The following is a 19733-nucleotide window of genomic DNA, read 5'->3' as shown; positions in this document are numbered from 1 at the left end:
AACTTAGATAAATATGAAGTTAAGAAAATAATAGTAATAGTTGCTATAAATTGTAATATATCATCCATAATAAACCTTTTAATCTAAAAATAAAGAGATAATACTTATAGTTTGTTTTAAAAGTAAAAATTCCATAATTATTAGTAAATAACATATAAAAAGTTTCTTTGAAAATAAAAAACTTTAAAATTTGTCAACTTTGTATAATATTTAGCTATTTATCATTTTTGATTAGTTTAATTATTGTTTTCTACTAAATATAATAGTATTATAAAGAAGTAATAGCTATAAAGTTTAATGTATTATTCATATAAAAAAGAGCACCCCCGTGCTCTTTTTTAACTATTACCTCTTGTTTGATTATGCTTTTTATAAGTTATTGTTACTTTCTTAATTTTCTATATAAATCAATAATTAACTTTGATAAATATGAAGTTAAGAAACTAATAGTAATAGTTGCTATAAATTGTAATATATCATCCATAATAAACCTTTTAATCTAAAAATAAAGAGATAATACTTATAGTTTGTTTTAAAAGTAAAAATTCCATAATTATTAGTAAATAACATATAAAAAGCTTTCCTTGAAAATAAAAAACTTTAAAATTTGTCAACTTTGTATAATATTTAGCAATTTAGCATTTTATAGTAATTTAATTATTGTTTATAACTAAATAATATAGTATTATAAAGTAGTAATAGCTATAAAGTTTAATGTATTATTCATATAAAAAAGAGCACTTGGGGTGCTCTTTTTTAACTATTACCTCTTGTTTGATTATGCTTTTTATAAGTTATTGTTACTTTCTTAATTTTTTATATAAATCAATAATTAACTTTGATAAATATGAAGTTAAGAAACTAATAGTAATAGTTGCTATAAATTGTAATATATCATCCATAATAAACCTCCTAATCTAAAAATAAAGAGATAATACTTATAGTTTGTTTTAAAAGTAAAAATTCCATATTATTATTTAAAATCTTAGATAATAGTTATTTCTAAGTATAAAGCTTTTTCTTAGCGTAATATTATATTGCATATTTAAATAATTCTCGTTTCTAGTTGGTAGTATTTATATTCTTAAATGAGGACGACATGATTTAAAAAATACCTTATATAAAAGAAACTGAAATGATAATATTAATTATTTGATAAAATAATAGGTAGAATTCTAGTGTATATATTAATGAAAGTGATTGATAATCAAGTATATTTATTTAGATAAATGTAGTGATTTCAATGAGTTAAATTATAGCTTTAAGTGTGTTACTAATCATTGTTTATAGACTTTATATAGCTAATTTCTAATTGACAATATTATAAAAAACATGTAAAATGTAAAAGGATACGAATTTTTAAGGTCGTAGAGAGATAATACATTATAAAAAGGAGGCTAAATAATGAAACGTACATTTCAGCCAAATAACAGAAAACGTAAAAAAGTACATGGATTCAAAGCTAGAATGTCATCTGTAGGAGGACGTAGAGTAATAGCTAGAAGAAGAAAAAAAGGACGCAAGGTTTTAACAGCGTAATAAATGACCTCCATTATACTAATGGAGGTTTTTTCACTTTTATAACGAAAGTTGAATTATATGAAAAAGAAATTTGTACTAAAGAAAAATGAAGACTTTAAAAGACTAATTGACCATAAGGTCTTTTTTGTAAATAAAAGCTTTTCAATTTATGTCGCACCTAATGAGTTAGGCTATTCGCGTTTTGGAATCAGTGTAGGTAAGAAACATGGAAATGCAGTAAGAAGAAATCAAATTAAAAGACAAATAAGAATGATGATTGATCAAGAATTCCCATTTTCTGTATCTAATGACTATTTAATTATGGTCCGCAAGGATTATCATAAACTAAAATTTAATGAAAATTTTGCAGCAATACAAAAACTGCATCAAAAAATAAAGGCAAGAGGAGTTATGAAGAAATGAAATATTTAAAGAATATCCTTGTTGTTTTCTTAGTCGCAATGTTATTAACATCGTGTGCAGGTTCACAACAATATACTATTCCCGTCGATGCTCAGTTAACTGGTGGATTCCAATATGGTATCTTCCAAGGATTCATTGTTTATCCAATAGGAATTTTAATAAATAAATTAACAATTTTACTTGGTAGTGCTGGACTAGCAATGATTATAACAACAATCATTGTAAGAACAATTACTTTACCAGTAACAATGAAAGCTCAAATGGCAACTAAAGGTATGTCTGAATTACAACCAAAAATGGCAGCAATTGAAGAAAAATACCGTGGTCGTGAAGATGAACATTCAAAACAAAGAAAAGCACAAGATATGCAAAAATTATATAGTGATATGGATGTAAATCCACTTACTAGTATGATGTATCCATTCTTATCAATGCCAATCTTTATGGGAGTTTGGAGAGCTACAAACCAAACTGAAGCAATTACAACAGGAACAAATACATTCTTAGGATATATTTTAGGTGCAACTCCAGCTGAACAAATAGGACAAGGAAATTATACATATATAATTATAATGCTACTAGTTGGTATAACTCAATTTGTACAGTTTAAGTTATCTAATCACTTAACATCACAAAGAAATAAATCAAAAAAATCTTACAAAACAAACCCAAAAGCAGATGCAATGCAAAAACAAATGGGAATGATGACTTACATATTTACTGCAATGATGGTATTTATGTCTTATACACTTGCAACAGCAATGTCATTCTATTTAATTATTTCTGCAGTCATTTCGATATTCCAAGCCTTCTACATCGACAAAAAAATGAAAGAGGACTAAAAGCATGAAAACATATACAGGAAAAAGTGTTGAATCGATTTTAGAAAAAATTGCAGCAGAGCAGAATGTAGATGTTAATGAAATTACTTATAAAGTAATAAGTCAATCAGGATTTTCATTCTTTGCTAAAGCTGAAATAGAAGCTTACACTAATAATGATATAATTGATTCGATTAAAAAATATATTAATGATTCTTTAACTGCAATGGGATTTGAAGTAAAAGAAATAATAATTGAATTTGATGAAAAAGATTATAAAGTTAGTTTAGATACAGATAATAATGGACTTGTAATTGGTATAAACGGTAAAAATTTATATGCATTAGAAACATTAACAAGACAAGTAATGTCTAATATTTATAAAAAGAAATTTTTTATAACATTAGATGTAAATCATTATTTTGATGAAAAAGAAGAAAAGTTAAAAAGATTTGCTTATAAAATTGCAGCTGAAGTAGGTAGAACAAAAATAGATGCTAAATTAGATCCAATGCCAAACTATGATAGAAAAGTTATTCATAAAGTTCTTAAAACAGTCCATTATGTTAATACTAAATCTTATGGTGAAGGTAAAAATAGACATTTAATAGTTCATTATGATAGAGAAAACGATATCAAATTTAACGAAGCTAAAAACAATAAATAATATTAAGAAAAAGTTACATTTTTAAAGTGTAACTTTTTTATTTTACTTCAAATATTTTGAGATTATTAAAAAATTATTTAACTATCTTACAAAAGAATGTAGTATTTAAGAAAATAAAAAAACTATCTATAAGAAGTTATCAAATAGATAGTCAACATACTATAAAACTATAAATTTTTTATTATATAAAGAATAAATCATATTCTTGATAGGCTTAGTAGTAGTAATAGATAGGACATTTTTATAAGTATTTAATTGATCAGAATAATTAACTACTAGCTCTTTTTCGCTTAAACGATCAGTTTTATAATCAACTATATATATAGTATCTAAAGTTTCAACATACAAATCAATGATACCATTCATAGACTTATCATTTTTAAAGTAAATAAAACTATATTCTTTAATGTAATTACTATTCCTAATAATATTAAAAAAATCATCATTTACAAAAGAATTAATTCCATTAATCATATTTTGATTAACTTTATATAAATTAGTTAAATATAAAATATCATCATTTATTTCAGTACTATTAAAATTAAGCTCCTCTAATAATAAGTGAGTCATATTTCCCATCATAAAAGGATCATAATCACCTATATTAGAAAAATCTAAAGCTTGTTGTCCATGATCAGAAGGTCTAATAGTATCATACTTTGATATTTTCTTGTCAGATTTATTTACTACTAAATAAGGATAAGTATTTAATTTATTTTCAAAAACAGTAGTTTCATCATTTTCAAAATTAATAAGTTGTACATCAAACAAATGAGTATCGTATAAATAAATATCATCATTAGAAGAGGCAGCAATACTATCTCTAATATTTAAGCCATCTTTATGTCTAGAAATACTTGCTATAATATAATCACTTAAACTACCATAATCTCTTAAAGTTGTTATAGGAATAGACCAATCAATATTCTGATTAGCAGAAGAAGCTATTTTGTGTAAATCATCATTATCAACTGTTCTAATAATAATAAGCTGAAGCTTAGCTCTAGTCAAAGCAACATATAAAATTCTAAGCTCCTCAGAAATAATTTCATTCTCATCATAAAAATCAATTAAAGGTTTAATAGGATTTAAACTCTTATTTTTATCATTTGCAAGAACAGTTCTAGTTGCGATATTAAAAGGTGCTAATACCAGCTTATTATCTAAAACAGATATGTTATTGCGATCGACTTTAGTCTTTTTATTAATTTTAGCCTCATCTAACATAATTACATACTTAAATTCTAAACCTTTAGATTTATGAATAGTCATAATGTTTACAACATTATCTTGACTAGATAACACAGCAACAGAATCTTCATCCTTGCTAGAGCTTAAAGTATCATTTATACCAATTAATAGTTTTTCTAAACTATTATAGTAATCCATATTTGCTTCTATAATATTTTTGAAACGAGAAATAGACATTAAAAAACTTTCATAATTATTGTGTGAAAATATTCTTTCATGATATAAAGAATTATCATAAATATAATCAATTAAATTAGTAGGAGCTAAACTATAAGAGTTTAAAAGTATATCCTCTAAAAAATTAAAGACTTCATTATATTTTGAAACTCTCAATTTACTATATAAAGAAGCATACTTGTTTTCAGGAATACAAATTGTCGAAATTTCTAAAATTTCAGCTTCATTTAAATTACAAAAATAAGAATGTAAAACACCTAATAAAGCAACATCATTATCTTTATTAACAACAAATTCTAAGATATTAAGTAAATCTCTTATTTCATATGTTTCAAAAAAGCCAACTAATCCATGTGCCATATAATCAATATTATTATCTTTTAAAGCCGTCTCTATTGCATCCCATCCAGCTCTATTTCTAGTCAAAATTGCAAAATCAGAATACTTGATTCTTTGATTTAGATCATTATTAGCTGAATCATCAACCATTTTTCTAATCTGTTGAGCAGCAATTAATGCTGATGCTTGCCATTTTTTTGAAACAGTAAGTTTTTTTCCATTTGATTCAGCATTGGTATTAATAATTATCTTAGAATTATATTGCCCGGGGAATTTTTCAAGTAAATTCTTATTTCCAAAATTTAGTTGATTACTTGCATCATAGTTAATTCCTCCTAGAGATTTAGAAAAAATATTCTTAAATATAAAATTAGTACTTTCCAAAACACCAGGTAGTGATCTAAAGTTATAAGATAATTCAATTAGATCTCCAAGTTTACCATCTTGATATTTCTCATATTTATCAGCAAACAATGCAGATGTTGCATTTCTAAAACGATAAATAGACTGTTTAATATCCCCAACCATAAAGATATTTTTACCATTACTAATAGCTTTAGTAATAGCCTCTTGAATACTACTAGTATCTTGATACTCATCAATCATAATCTCATTAAACTTTGGTTTTAAACTGATTGCGATATCACTAAAACTACCATCATTATTATATAAGATATTTAATAAATAGTTTTCTAAATCATCAAACTCTAAATAACCACTTTTATATTTGTATTCTTCTAAATAAAACTTGTATATTTCAACATACTTTAATAAGATATTTACATTATAATCATTATCTTTAATGACATGTAAAATATTATTTTCATTAGTTAAAACTATCTTTTTAAGCTTTTCAAAGCATTCTTTAATATCACTATCAAGAATTTGATATTCTAAATTAGTTTTCAAAGCATTAGAGCTACCCTTACGCGGTTTAGCTACTTGAGTTAGATTATAAAGAGTATCGTAATTTACTCTATTATTAAAATCACTTAATGCTTTTTCAACGATATTTAAAAATTGAGTATGAGTATCAATGTTATTTTTAGTGAACCCATCAGTATTAAGTGCTTCTTGAACATTATTTAAAAGTCTATTTAATAAAGGATCAATTGCATCAATTAAAATAGCTGCATAAGGTTCTATTTCATAGATATTATCAGAATTAAGTTCAACTTTATTTTTAAATTGAGATATACCACCTTTAGAATTACAAGTAGTTAAAGTTTTATCAATAATATTAAACAATGTAGATTCATCACTTACACTATTAAAGAAATCATCAAGTTGTAATAGTTCTTTATCATTTATATATTCATTCATCAATTTATTGAATGCTTTCATCTTTAAATCTCTAATAGTTCTTGAATCGGCAATGTTAATAGGTTTTTCAAACTTAAATTCAGCCATGTTTTCTTTTAATAGTCTTAAACAAAGTGAATGGAAAGTAGAGATATAACTATCATTTAAAATAGCTAATTGATGAATTAAGAAATTATTAACATCTTGGTCTAAGTCTTTTTTTAATGTAATATTTAATTCTTCTTCTAAACGTTGTTTTAGTTCTGAAGCAGCAGCTTCAGTAAAAGTAACAACAACTAATTGATTAATACTAACTCTATCATTAACTATTTTTCTAATAATTCGTTGAACCATTAAAGTAGTTTTTCCACAGCCTGCTGCTGCAGAAACTAAGATATTATTACCTTCTTTGAAAATAGCATTTTTTTGTTCTTCAGTAAAATATGGTTCAGGTACATAAACATTATTATTCATGAATATTATCTCCATTCTTTGAATCTGGTTCTATAAATGCTAAGTAGGCAGCCTCAGCTTCATCCTTTCTACTAGGCATATTTTTATTAATATGACATATTGCTTTATAATTACAATAATCACAACTAGTATGTTCATATGGTTTAATTTCAAATAATCCACTACTTATTGTAGTAATCATATTACTTAAGTGCCATTCTAATATTTTATGTTGCTCTAATAATTCTAAGGTATTAATACTATTTTTAGTAGATTTTTTGTTAGACTTAGAAAACTCATTAATAATTTCAATGTCAGATATTATACTTTTATTAGATTTATTAAAAGCCTTATCAAATGAAATATTTAAAGCATTATCACCATCATTTACAAATAAGCCATTAAGGGCTGAAGTTTTAAAATGATTTTCAACAATCATCTCAGTATCATCAAAGTTACTAGTTTTAGCATACTCGTCTTTTAAAGTTTTATAAAAAGCCCCAGTAATATGTTTACTATTATTTTTTGCTAATAAGTAAGTATATGATATTAACTGCGTTTGTATTCCATGGTGAAAGTTTTTTAAATCAAAAATATTTTTACTACTTTTATAATCAAGAACAAAGCTATAATCTTTATATTTAAATACACTATCAACTTTACCACTAAAAGATATTTCATTAAAGACAGAACTTGCAATAGAAGTAGTTAAGGCAAGTTCAGCATGATTTAAATCGTATGAAGAGTTTTCATTAAAAAATCTAAAATATTTTATGACTTTTACTAAAGTACTTTTCATTACAATAGATAGTTTAGTAAATTTGTAGTCTTCTAAATTATAGATACTGTTATTAGATAATGCGTTACTTAAGTGATAGTCAATTTGTTTATCAATTAAATCTTCTAAATTAGCAATATTAGTATCGTGAATAGGTAGATCATTAGTAATTAAATAATTATTAATATATTCAAGAACTTCATGATAAATTGTACCGATATTTCTGTTATCAAAAACTTTTTGTTGATTAGGATTTAAAACATATGTGACAAAATAATTATACTGACACTTATAAAAAGTATCTAATTTACTAGGTGATAGTTTCAATTTATTATTAAAGACATTAAGAATGTTTTCAATGTTTATTTTAGTTAAAGGAAGTAATTCATTACTATCTAAATATGGCTCACTAGTAAATATATGCTTGAAAAGAGGTTTAATAGGTTTGTATTCAATATTTTGTTTTTCTATTTCTCTTTTCTGTCTTTCAAATTCTTGAGTAATGAAAAAAGCAGGCTCCTTTGATTTATTATCTAAATCAATTAAAGCACTATTAAAATATATATTTTGAGCACAATTCAATAATCTAGTTTGAGCTAGTTTATATACTCTACCATATTCAACAACTGAAAGTAATTTATTACTAATAGCACTACGCTGATCAGTATCTAAAAGATAAGAAGCTTTGGTTTGTACAAAAGAAGGAAGGCTACTATCAACAACAAAAACATTTTCAAAGTCGATAGAAGAATAAGTACAATCTGCAATAAGTATCGCATCTTTTATACCAATCTTAGTCTGTTTTAATTTATTAGACAAGCTCTTAAGCAATAACTGATTTATTAAAGATTTACTACTAGTAGTATCTAATTTGTATATTGCTACAAAAAGATTATTAATTTCACCATATTCAAATAATTTACAAGTAGTTATAATAGTATATACAAACTCAATATATTGTTTATAGTTTAAATTACAGGCCTTAATAATATCATCAACTAAAAAAGTTGTCTCATACTTTTTAAGTAAAGAGTTAATACTCTTTACATCAAAGCGATCATAATCATTATCTAATAATCTAAATAAACTATTAAGTTTATAAGTATTTGGATGAATATCATTACTAACATCATCATAGGCTACACCAATTTTAGTTAGTTGTGATTTAAGATAATCTTTACTAACATTACTATCGCAAATAATTAAAGAGTTATCATATTTATCAAGTTTACTAATTTCATAAATGATGTAATCAAGCATTTTTATAGTATTATCATGATTAATAAAAAAAGGTTTACTACTCTTTTGTTTAAGTGTAAAGTAATTACTTACTTTACAGCCATTGTTTGCTAGAACGGTTATTAATTCTTGATGAACAGGTTGAATGTCTTCATCAGATAATAATATTAAATGTTTAATATTACTTTTAATATTAGTTAAATCTAAAGAATCATATTTAATTGGATACTCAAAGGTATCAGGAGTTGAAATATTAGAGTTAATAAATTCATTTTGCAATTTAAAAAGTTCATTTATATAATTAATATTATTAGCATATTTATGATTTAGCATAATTAAATCATTATTAATTTTTAATTTAGAGATAATACCTAGTTCATCATCAAAAGTAAATAAATTTTCGTTTAAAATATTTTTAAAGAGATTTTCAATGGATAATATTTGAAAGTTCATTAAAGTAGCCTGTTTTGTTAATAATCTTTCAATTAATTTCTTGTGATACTTACTTGGTGCTACTAAGATTGTTTTTTCATTAGAATCTATTAAATCTAGTAATTTTTTAATCATAATATAACCTCCTATTGTTATAAATATTATAACATTTTTAATAATTAGTATATATGATTGTCTTAATTATTTAAAAAATCTTACATGAACAATGACATATTAAAATACCCCTTAAAAATTAGCGTTTACAGTCTAATTTTAGGGGTATTTAAAGATATAATATTATTGTTTTTTGTTTTCTAAATAGTTAAATGCAGCTTTAATTCCTTTGTTAAAGTAAATATTTAAAAAGTCTGTTTGATCATCAGGTCTTATTGAACAAGTTGATAGTCTTTTTTGCGTAGCTAATTGTTCTTGAATATTTCTTTTATTATATTGAATAGTACTATTAATTAAGTTGAATAATTTAAGACCTTTAGTATTATTAACAAAAAGAGAAGATACTCCTAAAGGATCATATAAACTTGTATCGAAATCTTCAATTCCCCAATAATCAGCAATAGTAATATCAGATACTCTATTTAAACTTGTGAATTGGCAGTTAAAGCAACTATCTCTAACTGCATAAGGTGCAAGTGTGAATATTTTAAAGAATCTTCCATCTTCATATGTTTTATTATTAATAGTATATAAAAATCCTTTATTTGAATTTGTTCTTAACCATGGATATTTTTTAGATCTAAATTGTAAGTGTTGTATTTTACCACTATGTTCATCTTCTATCAATTTTTTATAATCCTTAAAAAACTTAGGGGAAGGTATACTATGACATATTACATCAACAATATATAAATTACTATATTTTGGATGAATAGAAAAATATGATTTTATACCTGCACATTGGCATGGTGTTCCAGTGAATAAGACTAATTTATCATTGTTTAGATCTTCTTTGATAGCAGGATATATTTTATCTAAATCAGTTTGAACATACTTAGAAAAACGCATTTTATCTCGTTGTTGTTTAGTAGTAGCACGAGCATGGATAACATTATAATTATCATCAAAAATAACACCATATACAACATTATTAGTATTAATAAAATAATCTGATAGTGATGTAAACATACCTCCAGATGTTGATTGCTTTAAAACATCATTACTATTACTTTTGCAAGCATATAATTCATTAGTAGTATCATTATATATTTTTATATTGCTTAAATGCATATCTTTAACTAAAGGACATACTTTTTTGCATAATAAGCAATCAATACACTTGTCTTGATCAATAATAGGATAATTAAACTCTAGATTATCCTTAGTTACATTAATAGCCTTTACTGGACATATATTTTTACATGCTAGACATCCACTACAATCTTCTTTGATATTATCATATACAGAAATCATACAATCACTCCTTATAAATATGCTAACAAATAATTAACTTCTATGCAATTAAATTCATGTAATAATTTAGTATAAAAAAAGACCATAATGGTCTAAATTAGTATTAGTAAATATAAAAATGTTCTGATTCATAATTTTTAATAAATCTATTTCGATGTCTAATACGATATGAATGAATTAAACTAGCACTTTGAGTTATTCTAACATCTATACCTGTTCTAAAGCAAAACTTGTTAAGTCGATAGTTTAGTGTATTTCGATGTAGAAATAAATCTTTGGAAGTTTTTTGACCATTAAGATTATTATCTAAATAAGTATAAATAGATTCTAATAGTTCATCATCTAGTTTAGAAAAATAAGAATAAAATTCTTCAATAATATCATCATATTGATTTGTAACAAAACAATAATAGATTAGTGATGAAGCATCATAAACATTACAATATGTATTATCTAAAAATGTTTTTGCAAATTTTTCAATATGTTCAAAGATACCATCATTCACTATTAAGAAAGATAAATCAGTTCTAATATCATTAGCAAATTGCTTAAATATTGGTTTATAATCAAATAGCTGTTCATATTTAGTAACATCTTCTTGAATTAAAACCAGTTCATTTTCTAAATGCTCAATATTACTTATATACTTGTTGTTTTTCTTTAAAAAAGAAATAAGCTTAGTTATTTTCTCTTCATTATCCGTTGAAATGTATACATTTCTAATCATTTTTTATCACCTAAGCATATTTTATCACTAATATTTAAAAAAATCATAAATTATTGTGCATATGCACAATTTGTAGATAAGTTGTTATTTTATATCATGAATAGAAGCTTATAAAGGGTTTTAAATTAACTATAATTAAATATTGACATGAAATTTTTAGCATGATAGCATATCAATATACTATAAATGAAATGTAGAAAGAATTGTATAAAGCTAACAAAAATCATGAAAATATTTATTAGTATTTTAAAAATGTAGAAATATAAAATAACAATTATCTTATATATTTAGAAAGAAGGAAGAAAATGAAAAAGATTGCATTTGTTTGTATTCATAATTCATGTCGATCGCAAATGGCAGAAGCTATTGCTAAAGAATACTTAAAAGAAAAAGATGTTGAAATATACTCTGCAGGAACGCAAGAGTATCCTGAAATAAAACCTATGGTAATAGAAACATTAGAAAAAGTTAATATTAAAGTGAATAATCAATATCCTAAGTTATTAGCAGATATCCCTAAAGATATAGATATTTTGATAACTATGGGGTGTGGAGTTGAATGTCCATATGTTCCAGCTAAAAGTATAGAAGACTGGGGTCTAGATGATCCAAGTGGTAAAGGTATCGAAGCATTTGATATTACACGAGATTTAATAATAAAAAAAGTGAAACATCTTAAAACAAAAATATAATTTAAGTAGATTTAGTTAGGTAATTACTAACTTTTTTCTTTGAAAACTACTAAGTATCTATTTGATTTTCTTTAACCCAATATATTAATTATCTTATATTTCATATTTTTTCATTTATATACTGTTTTCTAATTTTGAAATATTTAAAAATATTAAAAGATTTAATAATAAAGTTGGAAGAAATTTTAGTAAATCAAAAGTGTATAATAGTAAGAATAGCATATTTAAATGGTACTTTAATAAGTTTTTTTAAAAATATTTTAGTATTAGTATTAAATAATAATAACTATTAGATATAATAGTTAATTTCAAACCTATTATTTTAAATTATTGATAGCTATCAATTATATTACAAATTATTGCACAGTAGCTACTATAAAGTTTAAGATAAAATATACTATGTTAAATAAGCAAAAAATTCATTATTATTTAAAAAAATAGCAAACACCTGTTGACACTTAGTTAAACCACATGTTAGAATAGTCACATCAAAACAACAAAGATAGAACACAGTGAAAAGGAAAGTATCTATATCAAAGTTTCAAAGAGAGGTCATGGATGGTGAGAGTGACTAAACAATGAGTTAGAGAAAATGGCCTTGGAGTGGAGTACCGAACATTTATATGTAAGGCTACTACGGATGCACCCGTTATAGTGCTAGAGTATAACCTGCAACATTTATGCAGAGTACTTGATGAGGTAGTTATTGTGAAGTAGCTACGAATTATAGGTGGTACCGCGAAAGTCTTTCGTCCTTTATTATAAGGATGAAAGACTTTTTTTAATGGAGTGATATAAATGATAGAACTAAAAAATATAAGTAAACAATACCAAAGCAAAAATAAAATATTTAAAGCAGTAGATAATGTTAGCCTAAGAATAAATGATGGTGATGTATTTGGAATAATAGGTTATAGTGGAGCAGGTAAAAGTAGTTTAGTAAGAATAATAAATCAACTAACTAAACAAACTTCTGGTGATGTTGTTATTGATAATGTAATCCTTAATCAATTAAATAAACAAGAATTAAGATTAAAGCAAAGAGAAATAGGAATGGTCTTTCAGCACTTTAATCTGTTAGCTAATGCAACAGTTTATGAAAATGTGAGATTACCTTTAGAAATTAATAAGTATCCAAAAGAACAAAGAAAGGCAAAAGTAGATAAGATATTAGAGTTAGTAGGATTGAAAGATAAAGCCAACTCATATCCTTCACAACTTAGTGGAGGTCAAAAACAAAGAGTAGGAATTGCAAGAGCATTAGTTAATGATCCAAAAATTCTATTGTGTGATGAGGCTACATCAGCTTTAGATCCACAAACAACTAAAGAGATATTACAATTATTAGCAGAATTAAATACAAAACTTAAATTGACAATGGTTGTGATATCACATGAATTAGATGTTATTAGAAGAATTTGTAATAAAGTAGCTATTATGCAAGAAGGTAGAATAATAGAACAAAATAGTGTAGAAGAAATCTTTAGTAATCCTCAACAAGAATTAACAAGAAATTTTGTTAAAGATCAAGATGATTTTGAAGATTTGGATAAAATAGAAAGTGAATTAAAAAATAATAACCCTAATGGAACAATTATTAAATTAACATTTGTAGGTAATTCTCATAAACCAATAGTTAGTTCATTAGCAATACAATACAATTTAAATGTCAGTATCTTATATGGAAATATAGAACAGGTTAATCAATTTACCATAGGTAAGTTAATTATATATATCGATAAAGAAAAACAAGAATTAAATGATGTCTTTAAATTTATAGAACATCAACAAGTAAAATGGGAGGTGATTTAAGATGTGGGGTATAGATTTTAATGAATTATTTGAAGCAACATATGACACTATATATATGTCACTAATTTCAACTGTATTTGTAGCAGTATTTGGTTTATTGATTGGTATATTATTATATTGTACAAGTGAACAAGGGATAACACCTAATAAATTAGTTTACTCAATTACAAGTGCAATAGTAAATGTCTTAAGATCAATTCCATTTGTGATTTTAATTATCTTGTTACTACCATTTACTAAATTTTTAGTAGGAACAATCATAGGGTCTAAAGCCTTCTTACCAGGTTTGATCATAGCAAGTAGTCCCTTCTATGCAAGGATGGTTGAAACATCCTTAAAAGAAGTAGACAAAGGAGTAATCGAAGCTGCTTATTCATTAGGTGCTTCAAACTTTACAATTATCAAAAAAGTCTTATTAAAAGAGGCATTACCATCATTAATAAGTGGTATAACGATAACTTGTATTGCAATAGTCGGTTATTCTGCAATGGCAGGAATAATTGGCGGTGGTGGTCTAGGAGAACTAGCTCGTCGTTATGGGTATGTAAAAAACAACCCAGCAGTAACATTGGCTGCAACAATAGCAGCTTTATTAATAGTCTTAGTAGTACAGTTTACTGGAGACAAAATAGCAAAAAAATACAATAAAAGAGAGGTAGAATAATTATGAAAAAAATATTAGGAGCTGTTTTAGCATTATTCCTATTAGTAGGATGTTCAAACAGTACAAGTGAAAAAAGTAAAGAGGCAAAAACATTAAGTGTTAGTGCAACATCAGTACCACATGCTGAAATATTAGAACAAATAAAGCCTACATTAAAAGAGAAGTATAATATTGATTTAGATATTCAAGTAACAGATGATTACTTTATTCCAAATAAAGCAGTTGATAGTGGAGATGTAGATGCGAACTTCTTTCAACATATACCATTTTTAGAACAACAAATTGCAGAACATGGATACAAATTAGTTAATGCAGGTAATATTCATATTGAACCTATTGGAATATATTCAAAAAAATATAAAAGTACTGATGAAATAAAAGATGGATCAACAATTATTATTTCTAATTCTGTAGCTGATCATGGAAGAATTCTTTCAGTGTTAGAAACAGCTGGCTTAATTAAATTAAAAGATGGTGTAGATAAAGTAAATGCAACACTTAAAGATATAGTAGAAAATCCTAAGAAATTAGAATTTAAAGCAGATATTGCACCTGAAATGTTATCAAAAGCATATGAAAATAATGAAGCTGATTTAGTAGCAATTAATTCAAACTATGCATTAGATGCTGGTTTAAGTCCTACAAAAGATGCTATTATCATAGAATCAACTAAAGATAATCCATATGTTAATATCGTAGCAGTAAAAGAAGGTAATGAAAATGATGAAAGAATAAAAGCACTTATAAGTGAACTAAAATCTGATTCTACAAAGAAATTTATTGAAGATAAATATAAAGGTTCTGTGATAGTTGCAGAATAATAATAAAAGAGATTTATAGTATTTAATATAAATCTCTTTTGGCTTAAAAAAGTGCATTATTTCTATTCAAAAATAAGCGTTTTAAAGTAATAATTAATAAAGTTTAATAACGAATATGTGTATTAAGATAAAGAAATGTTAAATAATCAAAATAACACAAAATGTTCTAGCATTACTATAAACTTTGTATTATAATAGTGCTTGTTACAAAGAACTATAATAAAAATAATTAGTTTTTTACATGAAATGTATGTATATTTTTATAGAAAGAGGAAATGTGCAAATGAATATTTTAATAACTAGTGGTGCTACTACTGAAAAAATAGACCAACTAAGACAGATTGTAAATATATCTGCAGGAGCTCTAGGCAGTATTATAGCAGAGTATTTTAAAACCAAAGTACCAACAGTTAATATTGACTATGTTGCTACTAAAGATGCAAGAATACCAAATGGAGTAACTTCACATATAGTTAATGACATTAAATCATTAAAAAATGAATTAGAAAACCTATTAGATATCAAACAATATGATATAATCATCCATGCTATGACTGTAGGAGACTTTCAATTAGAAAGAGTATATGATCAACAAGAAGTAACAAGATTTATTGTTGATTACATGAACAATCATAAAGATATTGAAATAAATGCAGAAATGGTTTCAAAAGCTTTAGAAAAAATGCCATTTATTAATAATAGAAAGAAAATATCTTCAGATCATGAAAACATAGTTATATCTATGAAAAGATCTGATAAAATTATTGCCGATTTAAGAGAAAATCAACCTAATGCAATTATTGTTGGGTTTAAACTACTAGATCATGTAGCTAAAAACGAGTTAATTGATGCTTCTATCCAACAAGTAGATCGTTATAATACAAATTATTGTATTGCAAATGATTTATGCAGAAGTGATGATGGAAATCATGATTCATTAATTATCAACAGTAATGGACGAGTTATTGCTCAAACTGGAACTAAAAGTCAATTAGCACAAGTGATCTATGATCATGTAACTAAAGACTTTAAAAAGAAACAAGATCAATTAAATAACTTAGTTTAAAAGATGGATTTTTTCCATCTTTTTTAATTGCTATACAACTTAAACCTTTTAAAAATGTAAGATTAAATTATAACTAGCTTAATATTAGTAATATTTAAAAATGTTACAATTAACTTAGGTAATAAAACACCTAAATAAACTAAGGAGTTAAAAAAATGTCAAAAAAAATTTTAGCTTGTATGCTAGTATTAGTTGTATCAGTATTAGGAATAAAAAAATATGAAAAGAACAGATATAAAAGAATAAAATATTAAAAGAAATAGATAGATATAATAGATTGTAGTAGCTATGCAAGTGTGTTGAAAAAAGGTGGTTGTTCACCTTTTTTTAGTGTGTAATTTTTATTGATTGTAAAAGTATATAAATAAAAAAAGAGTTAAAACATAAATGATACTATATCTTATACTCTTAACTATTAGGTTTATTTAATTTCTGATTTAATAATCTCTGCGATATCATCAATTTTTTCTTCATTATCTATTGTGTAATTAACATTGTAATTATCGATAAATTTTTTAGCTTCAGCTGAGATAGTTTCAGGATCTTTTTTCTTTGAGTTTTTATAAATTACACTTAAAATTAATTTATCTTTGAACTGTAATTTAGAAAATTTAATTCCACTACTCAAGTGAAAAGAAGTTATATTGTTTAATAAATCTTCTGGAATATTATGTGCTAATATTTCATTTCTTTGAATTATAATTTGAGGATTATCTACATTAGACATTCCAACTGTAATCATGAATACTTTTTTATCTTTTGCTTTTTCTAGAATAGGAACAACTTTTTTTAATAAATATAAATTACCACCATAAATAGGACAAACAAAAATAATATTTTCATAGTTATCAATATTAGTTTTAAATTTACCAATTTTAACATCTAAAATACTAGCTAAGTAGTTAGCATATTCAGCACTATGTCCGTATTTAGACTGGTTTATTACTATAGTATTTTCAATCATTATAATACCTCCAATTTTTATAATTATATCATAAATTTATAATATTATATAAGCAATAAAAGATAAACTATTATTTTAGCTATTTTTTAACAAAAACTAAAATTATTTATTAACTATATGTTGTGGCTATTTTTGGGGAAAATATGACAACTAACAAATAATACTGTATAATATATATTTGAGAAAACATAGAAGCGAGAGTGTAAAAATGGACAAATTAATTGAAAGATTGAAAGTAATTGAAAAAAGATATAATGAAGTAAATAAAGAACTTATGAGTCCTGAAATTGGGTCTGACATTAAAAAAATGACAGAGTTAAATAAGGAAATGTCACAGCTTGAACCTCAAGTGAAAGCATATATAAGATTAAAAGAAGTTTTAGAAGGTATTGAAGAAGCTAAACTTTTATTAGAAGAAGATGATGAAGAAATAAAAGAAATGGCAGAATTAGAACTTGTAACATTAAATGAAGAAAAACCAAAATTATTAGAAGATATTGAAATATTATTAATTCCTAAAGATCCTAATGATGAAAGAAATGTTATCGTTGAAATTCGTGGTGCAGCTGGTGGGGATGAAGCTAATATCTTTGCAGGCGACTTGTATAGAATGTATATTAAATATGCTGAGGCACATGGATGGAAAATTGAAACTTTAGAAGCTCATGAAGCAGAATCTGGAGGATTTTCTTTAATTTCATTTATGTTAAAGGGTGAATTAGTATACTCTAAAATGAAGTTTGAATCAGGAGCTCACCGAGTTCAAAGAGTACCTAAAACTGAATCGCAAGGTCGAATTCATACATCAACTGCAACTGTAATAGTAATGCCTGAAGCTGATGAAGTAGATGTTGCAATTAATGCTAATGATTTAAAAATAGATACATATAGATCTAGTGGTGCTGGTGGACAATCAGTTAATACAACTGACTCTGCAGTTAGAATTACACACATTCCAACACAAACTGTTGTAACATGTCAAGATGGACGTTCTCAACATGAAAACAAAGATCAAGCTATGAAAATTATTAGAGCTAAAGTGTATGAAACAATAATGGCTCAAGCAATGGAAAAAGAAGATGCTGCTAGAAGAGATTTAGTTGGTTCTGGACAAAGAAGTGAAAAAATAAGAACTTATAATTATCCACAAAACAGATTAACAGATCACAGAATTAACTTTACATTACAATATCTTGATAGAGTAATGGATGGTAGATTAGATGAAGTTTTTGAAGCTTTAATTGCTCATGAGCAAAAACTAAAATTAGAAGGTAAATAAGATGACTATTAGAGAGTTATTAAATCATGGAAGTAAGCTTGCAATAGATAATAATAAAGAAGAACGTGCAGCTTATGAGCTATTAAAAGTACTTACAAATCTAGAGTCATATGAACTATATGCAAAGCTAGATGAACAAGTTGCTAATACAATAGAAGTTAAATTTGAAACAATGTTAAAAGAATATATATATGGAACACCATTACAACATATATTAGGTTATGAAACTTTCTTTGGGAGAGATTTAATTGTTAATGAAGATGTTTTAATACCTAGATATGAAACAGAAGAATTAGTTGAAAATATCCTATACCATATAGATGATTATTTTGAAGACTATGAAACTATAAAAATAGGAGATGTTGGTAGTGGTAGTGGTGCAATAGCTATTACATTAGATTTAGAGGAAGCTAAAGCAAAAGTGTATGGTAGTGATATAAGTGCAAAAGCTTTAGTTGTTGCACAAGCAAACAATGATAAGTTTGAAGCTGATGTTACATTTATGCAAGGAGATTTACTTCAACCTTTTATAGATAATAATTTAAAATTAGATTTCTTTGTATCTAATCCACCATACATTCCAAACCAACAAGAAATACAAGCAACAGTAAAGGACTTTGAACCTAATGTTGCATTATTTGGTGGTAATGATGGTTTAGATTTCTACCGTCGTATTTTTGAAGATGTAGATAAGATTACAGAAGAAAAAGCTATCATGGCATTTGAGTTTGGTTATGATCAAAAAGAAATAATGGAAGAAGCTATCAAACATTATTTTCCAAATTATGAATATGAAATAATTAAAGATATTAATGGTAAAGACAGAATGTTATTTATTTATAAAAATATCAAAAAATAAATAGTCTAAAATAAGGAG

Annotated in this window: 16 protein-coding genes and 1 other annotated feature; of the genes, 11 read left to right on the top strand and 5 right to left on the bottom strand. The window is 25.1% G+C overall.

Translation table 4 applies throughout. The features are described from left to right. The first annotated feature begins 1404 nt into the window (after positions 1-1404). From rpmH to ACD762_RS08345, 4 genes are read left to right on the top strand one after another with little or no spacing between them, the layout of a single operon-like run. Positions 1405-1539, top strand: coding sequence for a 50S ribosomal protein L34 (rpmH, locus tag ACD762_RS08360; RefSeq protein WP_423363535.1), 135 nt, complete (start codon positions 1405-1407; stop codon positions 1537-1539). A gap of 60 nt (positions 1540-1599) precedes the next feature. Further along, positions 1600-1953 (top strand): ribonuclease P protein component, encoded by a 354-nt coding sequence (gene rnpA / locus ACD762_RS08355; protein WP_423363534.1) that lies wholly within the window; start codon positions 1600-1602, stop codon positions 1951-1953. Beyond that, positions 1941-2786, top strand: coding sequence for a membrane protein insertase YidC (yidC, locus tag ACD762_RS08350; protein ID WP_423363533.1), 846 nt, complete (start codon positions 1941-1943; stop codon positions 2784-2786). The genes rnpA and yidC overlap by 13 nt, the downstream gene beginning before the upstream one ends. A gap of 4 nt (positions 2787-2790) precedes the next feature. Continuing rightward, the gene (locus tag ACD762_RS08345) at positions 2791-3432 is read left to right on the top strand and encodes a protein jag (RefSeq protein ID WP_423363531.1); all 642 of its coding nucleotides are present in this window, start codon (positions 2791-2793) and stop codon (positions 3430-3432) included. Positions 3433-3591: 159 nt separating this feature from the next. On the opposite strand, the gene ACD762_RS08340 is transcribed toward ACD762_RS08345, so the two are convergent. The 4 genes from ACD762_RS08340 to ACD762_RS08325 form a co-directional block, all read right to left on the bottom strand. Next, positions 3592-6975 carry a UvrD-helicase domain-containing protein gene (locus tag ACD762_RS08340; protein WP_423363530.1) on the bottom strand — a complete coding sequence of 1128 codons (3384 nt, stop codon included), beginning with the start codon at positions 6973-6975 and terminating at the stop codon, positions 3592-3594. After that, a complete protein-coding gene (locus ACD762_RS08335; RefSeq protein ID WP_423363529.1) occupies positions 6968-9538 on the bottom strand; it encodes a PD-(D/E)XK nuclease family protein in 2571 nt (856 codons plus the stop codon). Before ACD762_RS08335 ends, ACD762_RS08340 begins: the two co-directional genes overlap by 8 nt. 162 nt (positions 9539-9700) lie before the next feature. Further along, on the bottom strand, positions 9701-10831 hold the full coding sequence (locus ACD762_RS08330) for a Coenzyme F420 hydrogenase/dehydrogenase, beta subunit C-terminal domain (RefSeq protein WP_423363528.1): 1131 nt from the start codon (positions 10829-10831) through the stop codon (positions 9701-9703). 103 nt (positions 10832-10934) lie between these two features. Continuing rightward, a complete protein-coding gene (locus ACD762_RS08325; RefSeq protein WP_423363527.1) occupies positions 10935-11558 on the bottom strand; it encodes a helix-turn-helix domain-containing protein in 624 nt (207 codons plus the stop codon). Between the two features lie 305 nt (positions 11559-11863). On the opposite strand from ACD762_RS08325, the gene ACD762_RS08320 reads away from it, so the two are divergent. The 5 genes from ACD762_RS08320 to ACD762_RS08300 all read left to right on the top strand — a co-directional run bounded on the left by ACD762_RS08320 (position 11864) and on the right by ACD762_RS08300 (position 16613). Continuing rightward, positions 11864-12250, top strand: a complete 387-nt coding sequence (locus ACD762_RS08320) for an arsenate reductase ArsC (RefSeq protein WP_423363526.1) — start codon at positions 11864-11866, stop codon at positions 12248-12250. Positions 12251-12753: 503 nt separating this feature from the next. Then, positions 12754-13010, top strand: a binding site (T-box leader). Between the two features lie 38 nt (positions 13011-13048). After that, a complete protein-coding gene (locus tag ACD762_RS08315) occupies positions 13049-14062 on the top strand; it encodes a methionine ABC transporter ATP-binding protein (RefSeq protein ID WP_423363525.1) in 1014 nt (337 codons plus the stop codon). A 1-nt stretch (position 14063) separates the two neighbouring features. Beyond that, positions 14064-14726, top strand: a complete 663-nt coding sequence (locus ACD762_RS08310; RefSeq protein WP_423363524.1) for a methionine ABC transporter permease — start codon at positions 14064-14066, stop codon at positions 14724-14726. Positions 14727-14728: 2 nt separating this feature from the next. After that, positions 14729-15547, top strand: coding sequence for a MetQ/NlpA family ABC transporter substrate-binding protein (locus tag ACD762_RS08305; protein ID WP_423363523.1), 819 nt, complete (start codon positions 14729-14731; stop codon positions 15545-15547). 283 nt (positions 15548-15830) lie between these two features. Continuing rightward, positions 15831-16613, top strand: a complete 783-nt coding sequence (locus ACD762_RS08300) for a phosphopantothenoylcysteine decarboxylase (protein ID WP_423363522.1) — start codon at positions 15831-15833, stop codon at positions 16611-16613. Between the two features lie 421 nt (positions 16614-17034). On the opposite strand, the gene ACD762_RS08295 is transcribed toward ACD762_RS08300, so the two are convergent. Then, on the bottom strand, positions 17035-17577 hold the full coding sequence (locus ACD762_RS08295; RefSeq protein ID WP_423363521.1) for a flavodoxin domain-containing protein: 543 nt from the start codon (positions 17575-17577) through the stop codon (positions 17035-17037). Between the two features lie 217 nt (positions 17578-17794). Between ACD762_RS08295 and prfA the strand changes: the two genes are divergently transcribed. Further along, a complete protein-coding gene (gene prfA, locus ACD762_RS08290; protein ID WP_423364723.1) occupies positions 17795-18856 on the top strand; it encodes a peptide chain release factor 1 in 1062 nt (353 codons plus the stop codon). A gap of 1 nt (position 18857) precedes the next feature. Further along, on the top strand, positions 18858-19715 hold the full coding sequence (gene prmC / locus ACD762_RS08285; RefSeq protein WP_423363520.1) for a peptide chain release factor N(5)-glutamine methyltransferase: 858 nt from the start codon (positions 18858-18860) through the stop codon (positions 19713-19715). Positions 19716-19733: the final 18 nt, after the last annotated feature.

The organism is Mycoplasma sp. P36-A1 (assembly GCF_049478495.1).
In the GTDB taxonomy this organism is placed as follows: domain Bacteria; phylum Bacillota_I; class Bacilli_A; order JAJDGJ01; family JAJDGJ01; genus P36-A1.
Note: the sequence above shows the minus strand (reverse complement) of the source record. Positions and strands in the feature narration are given on the sequence as shown.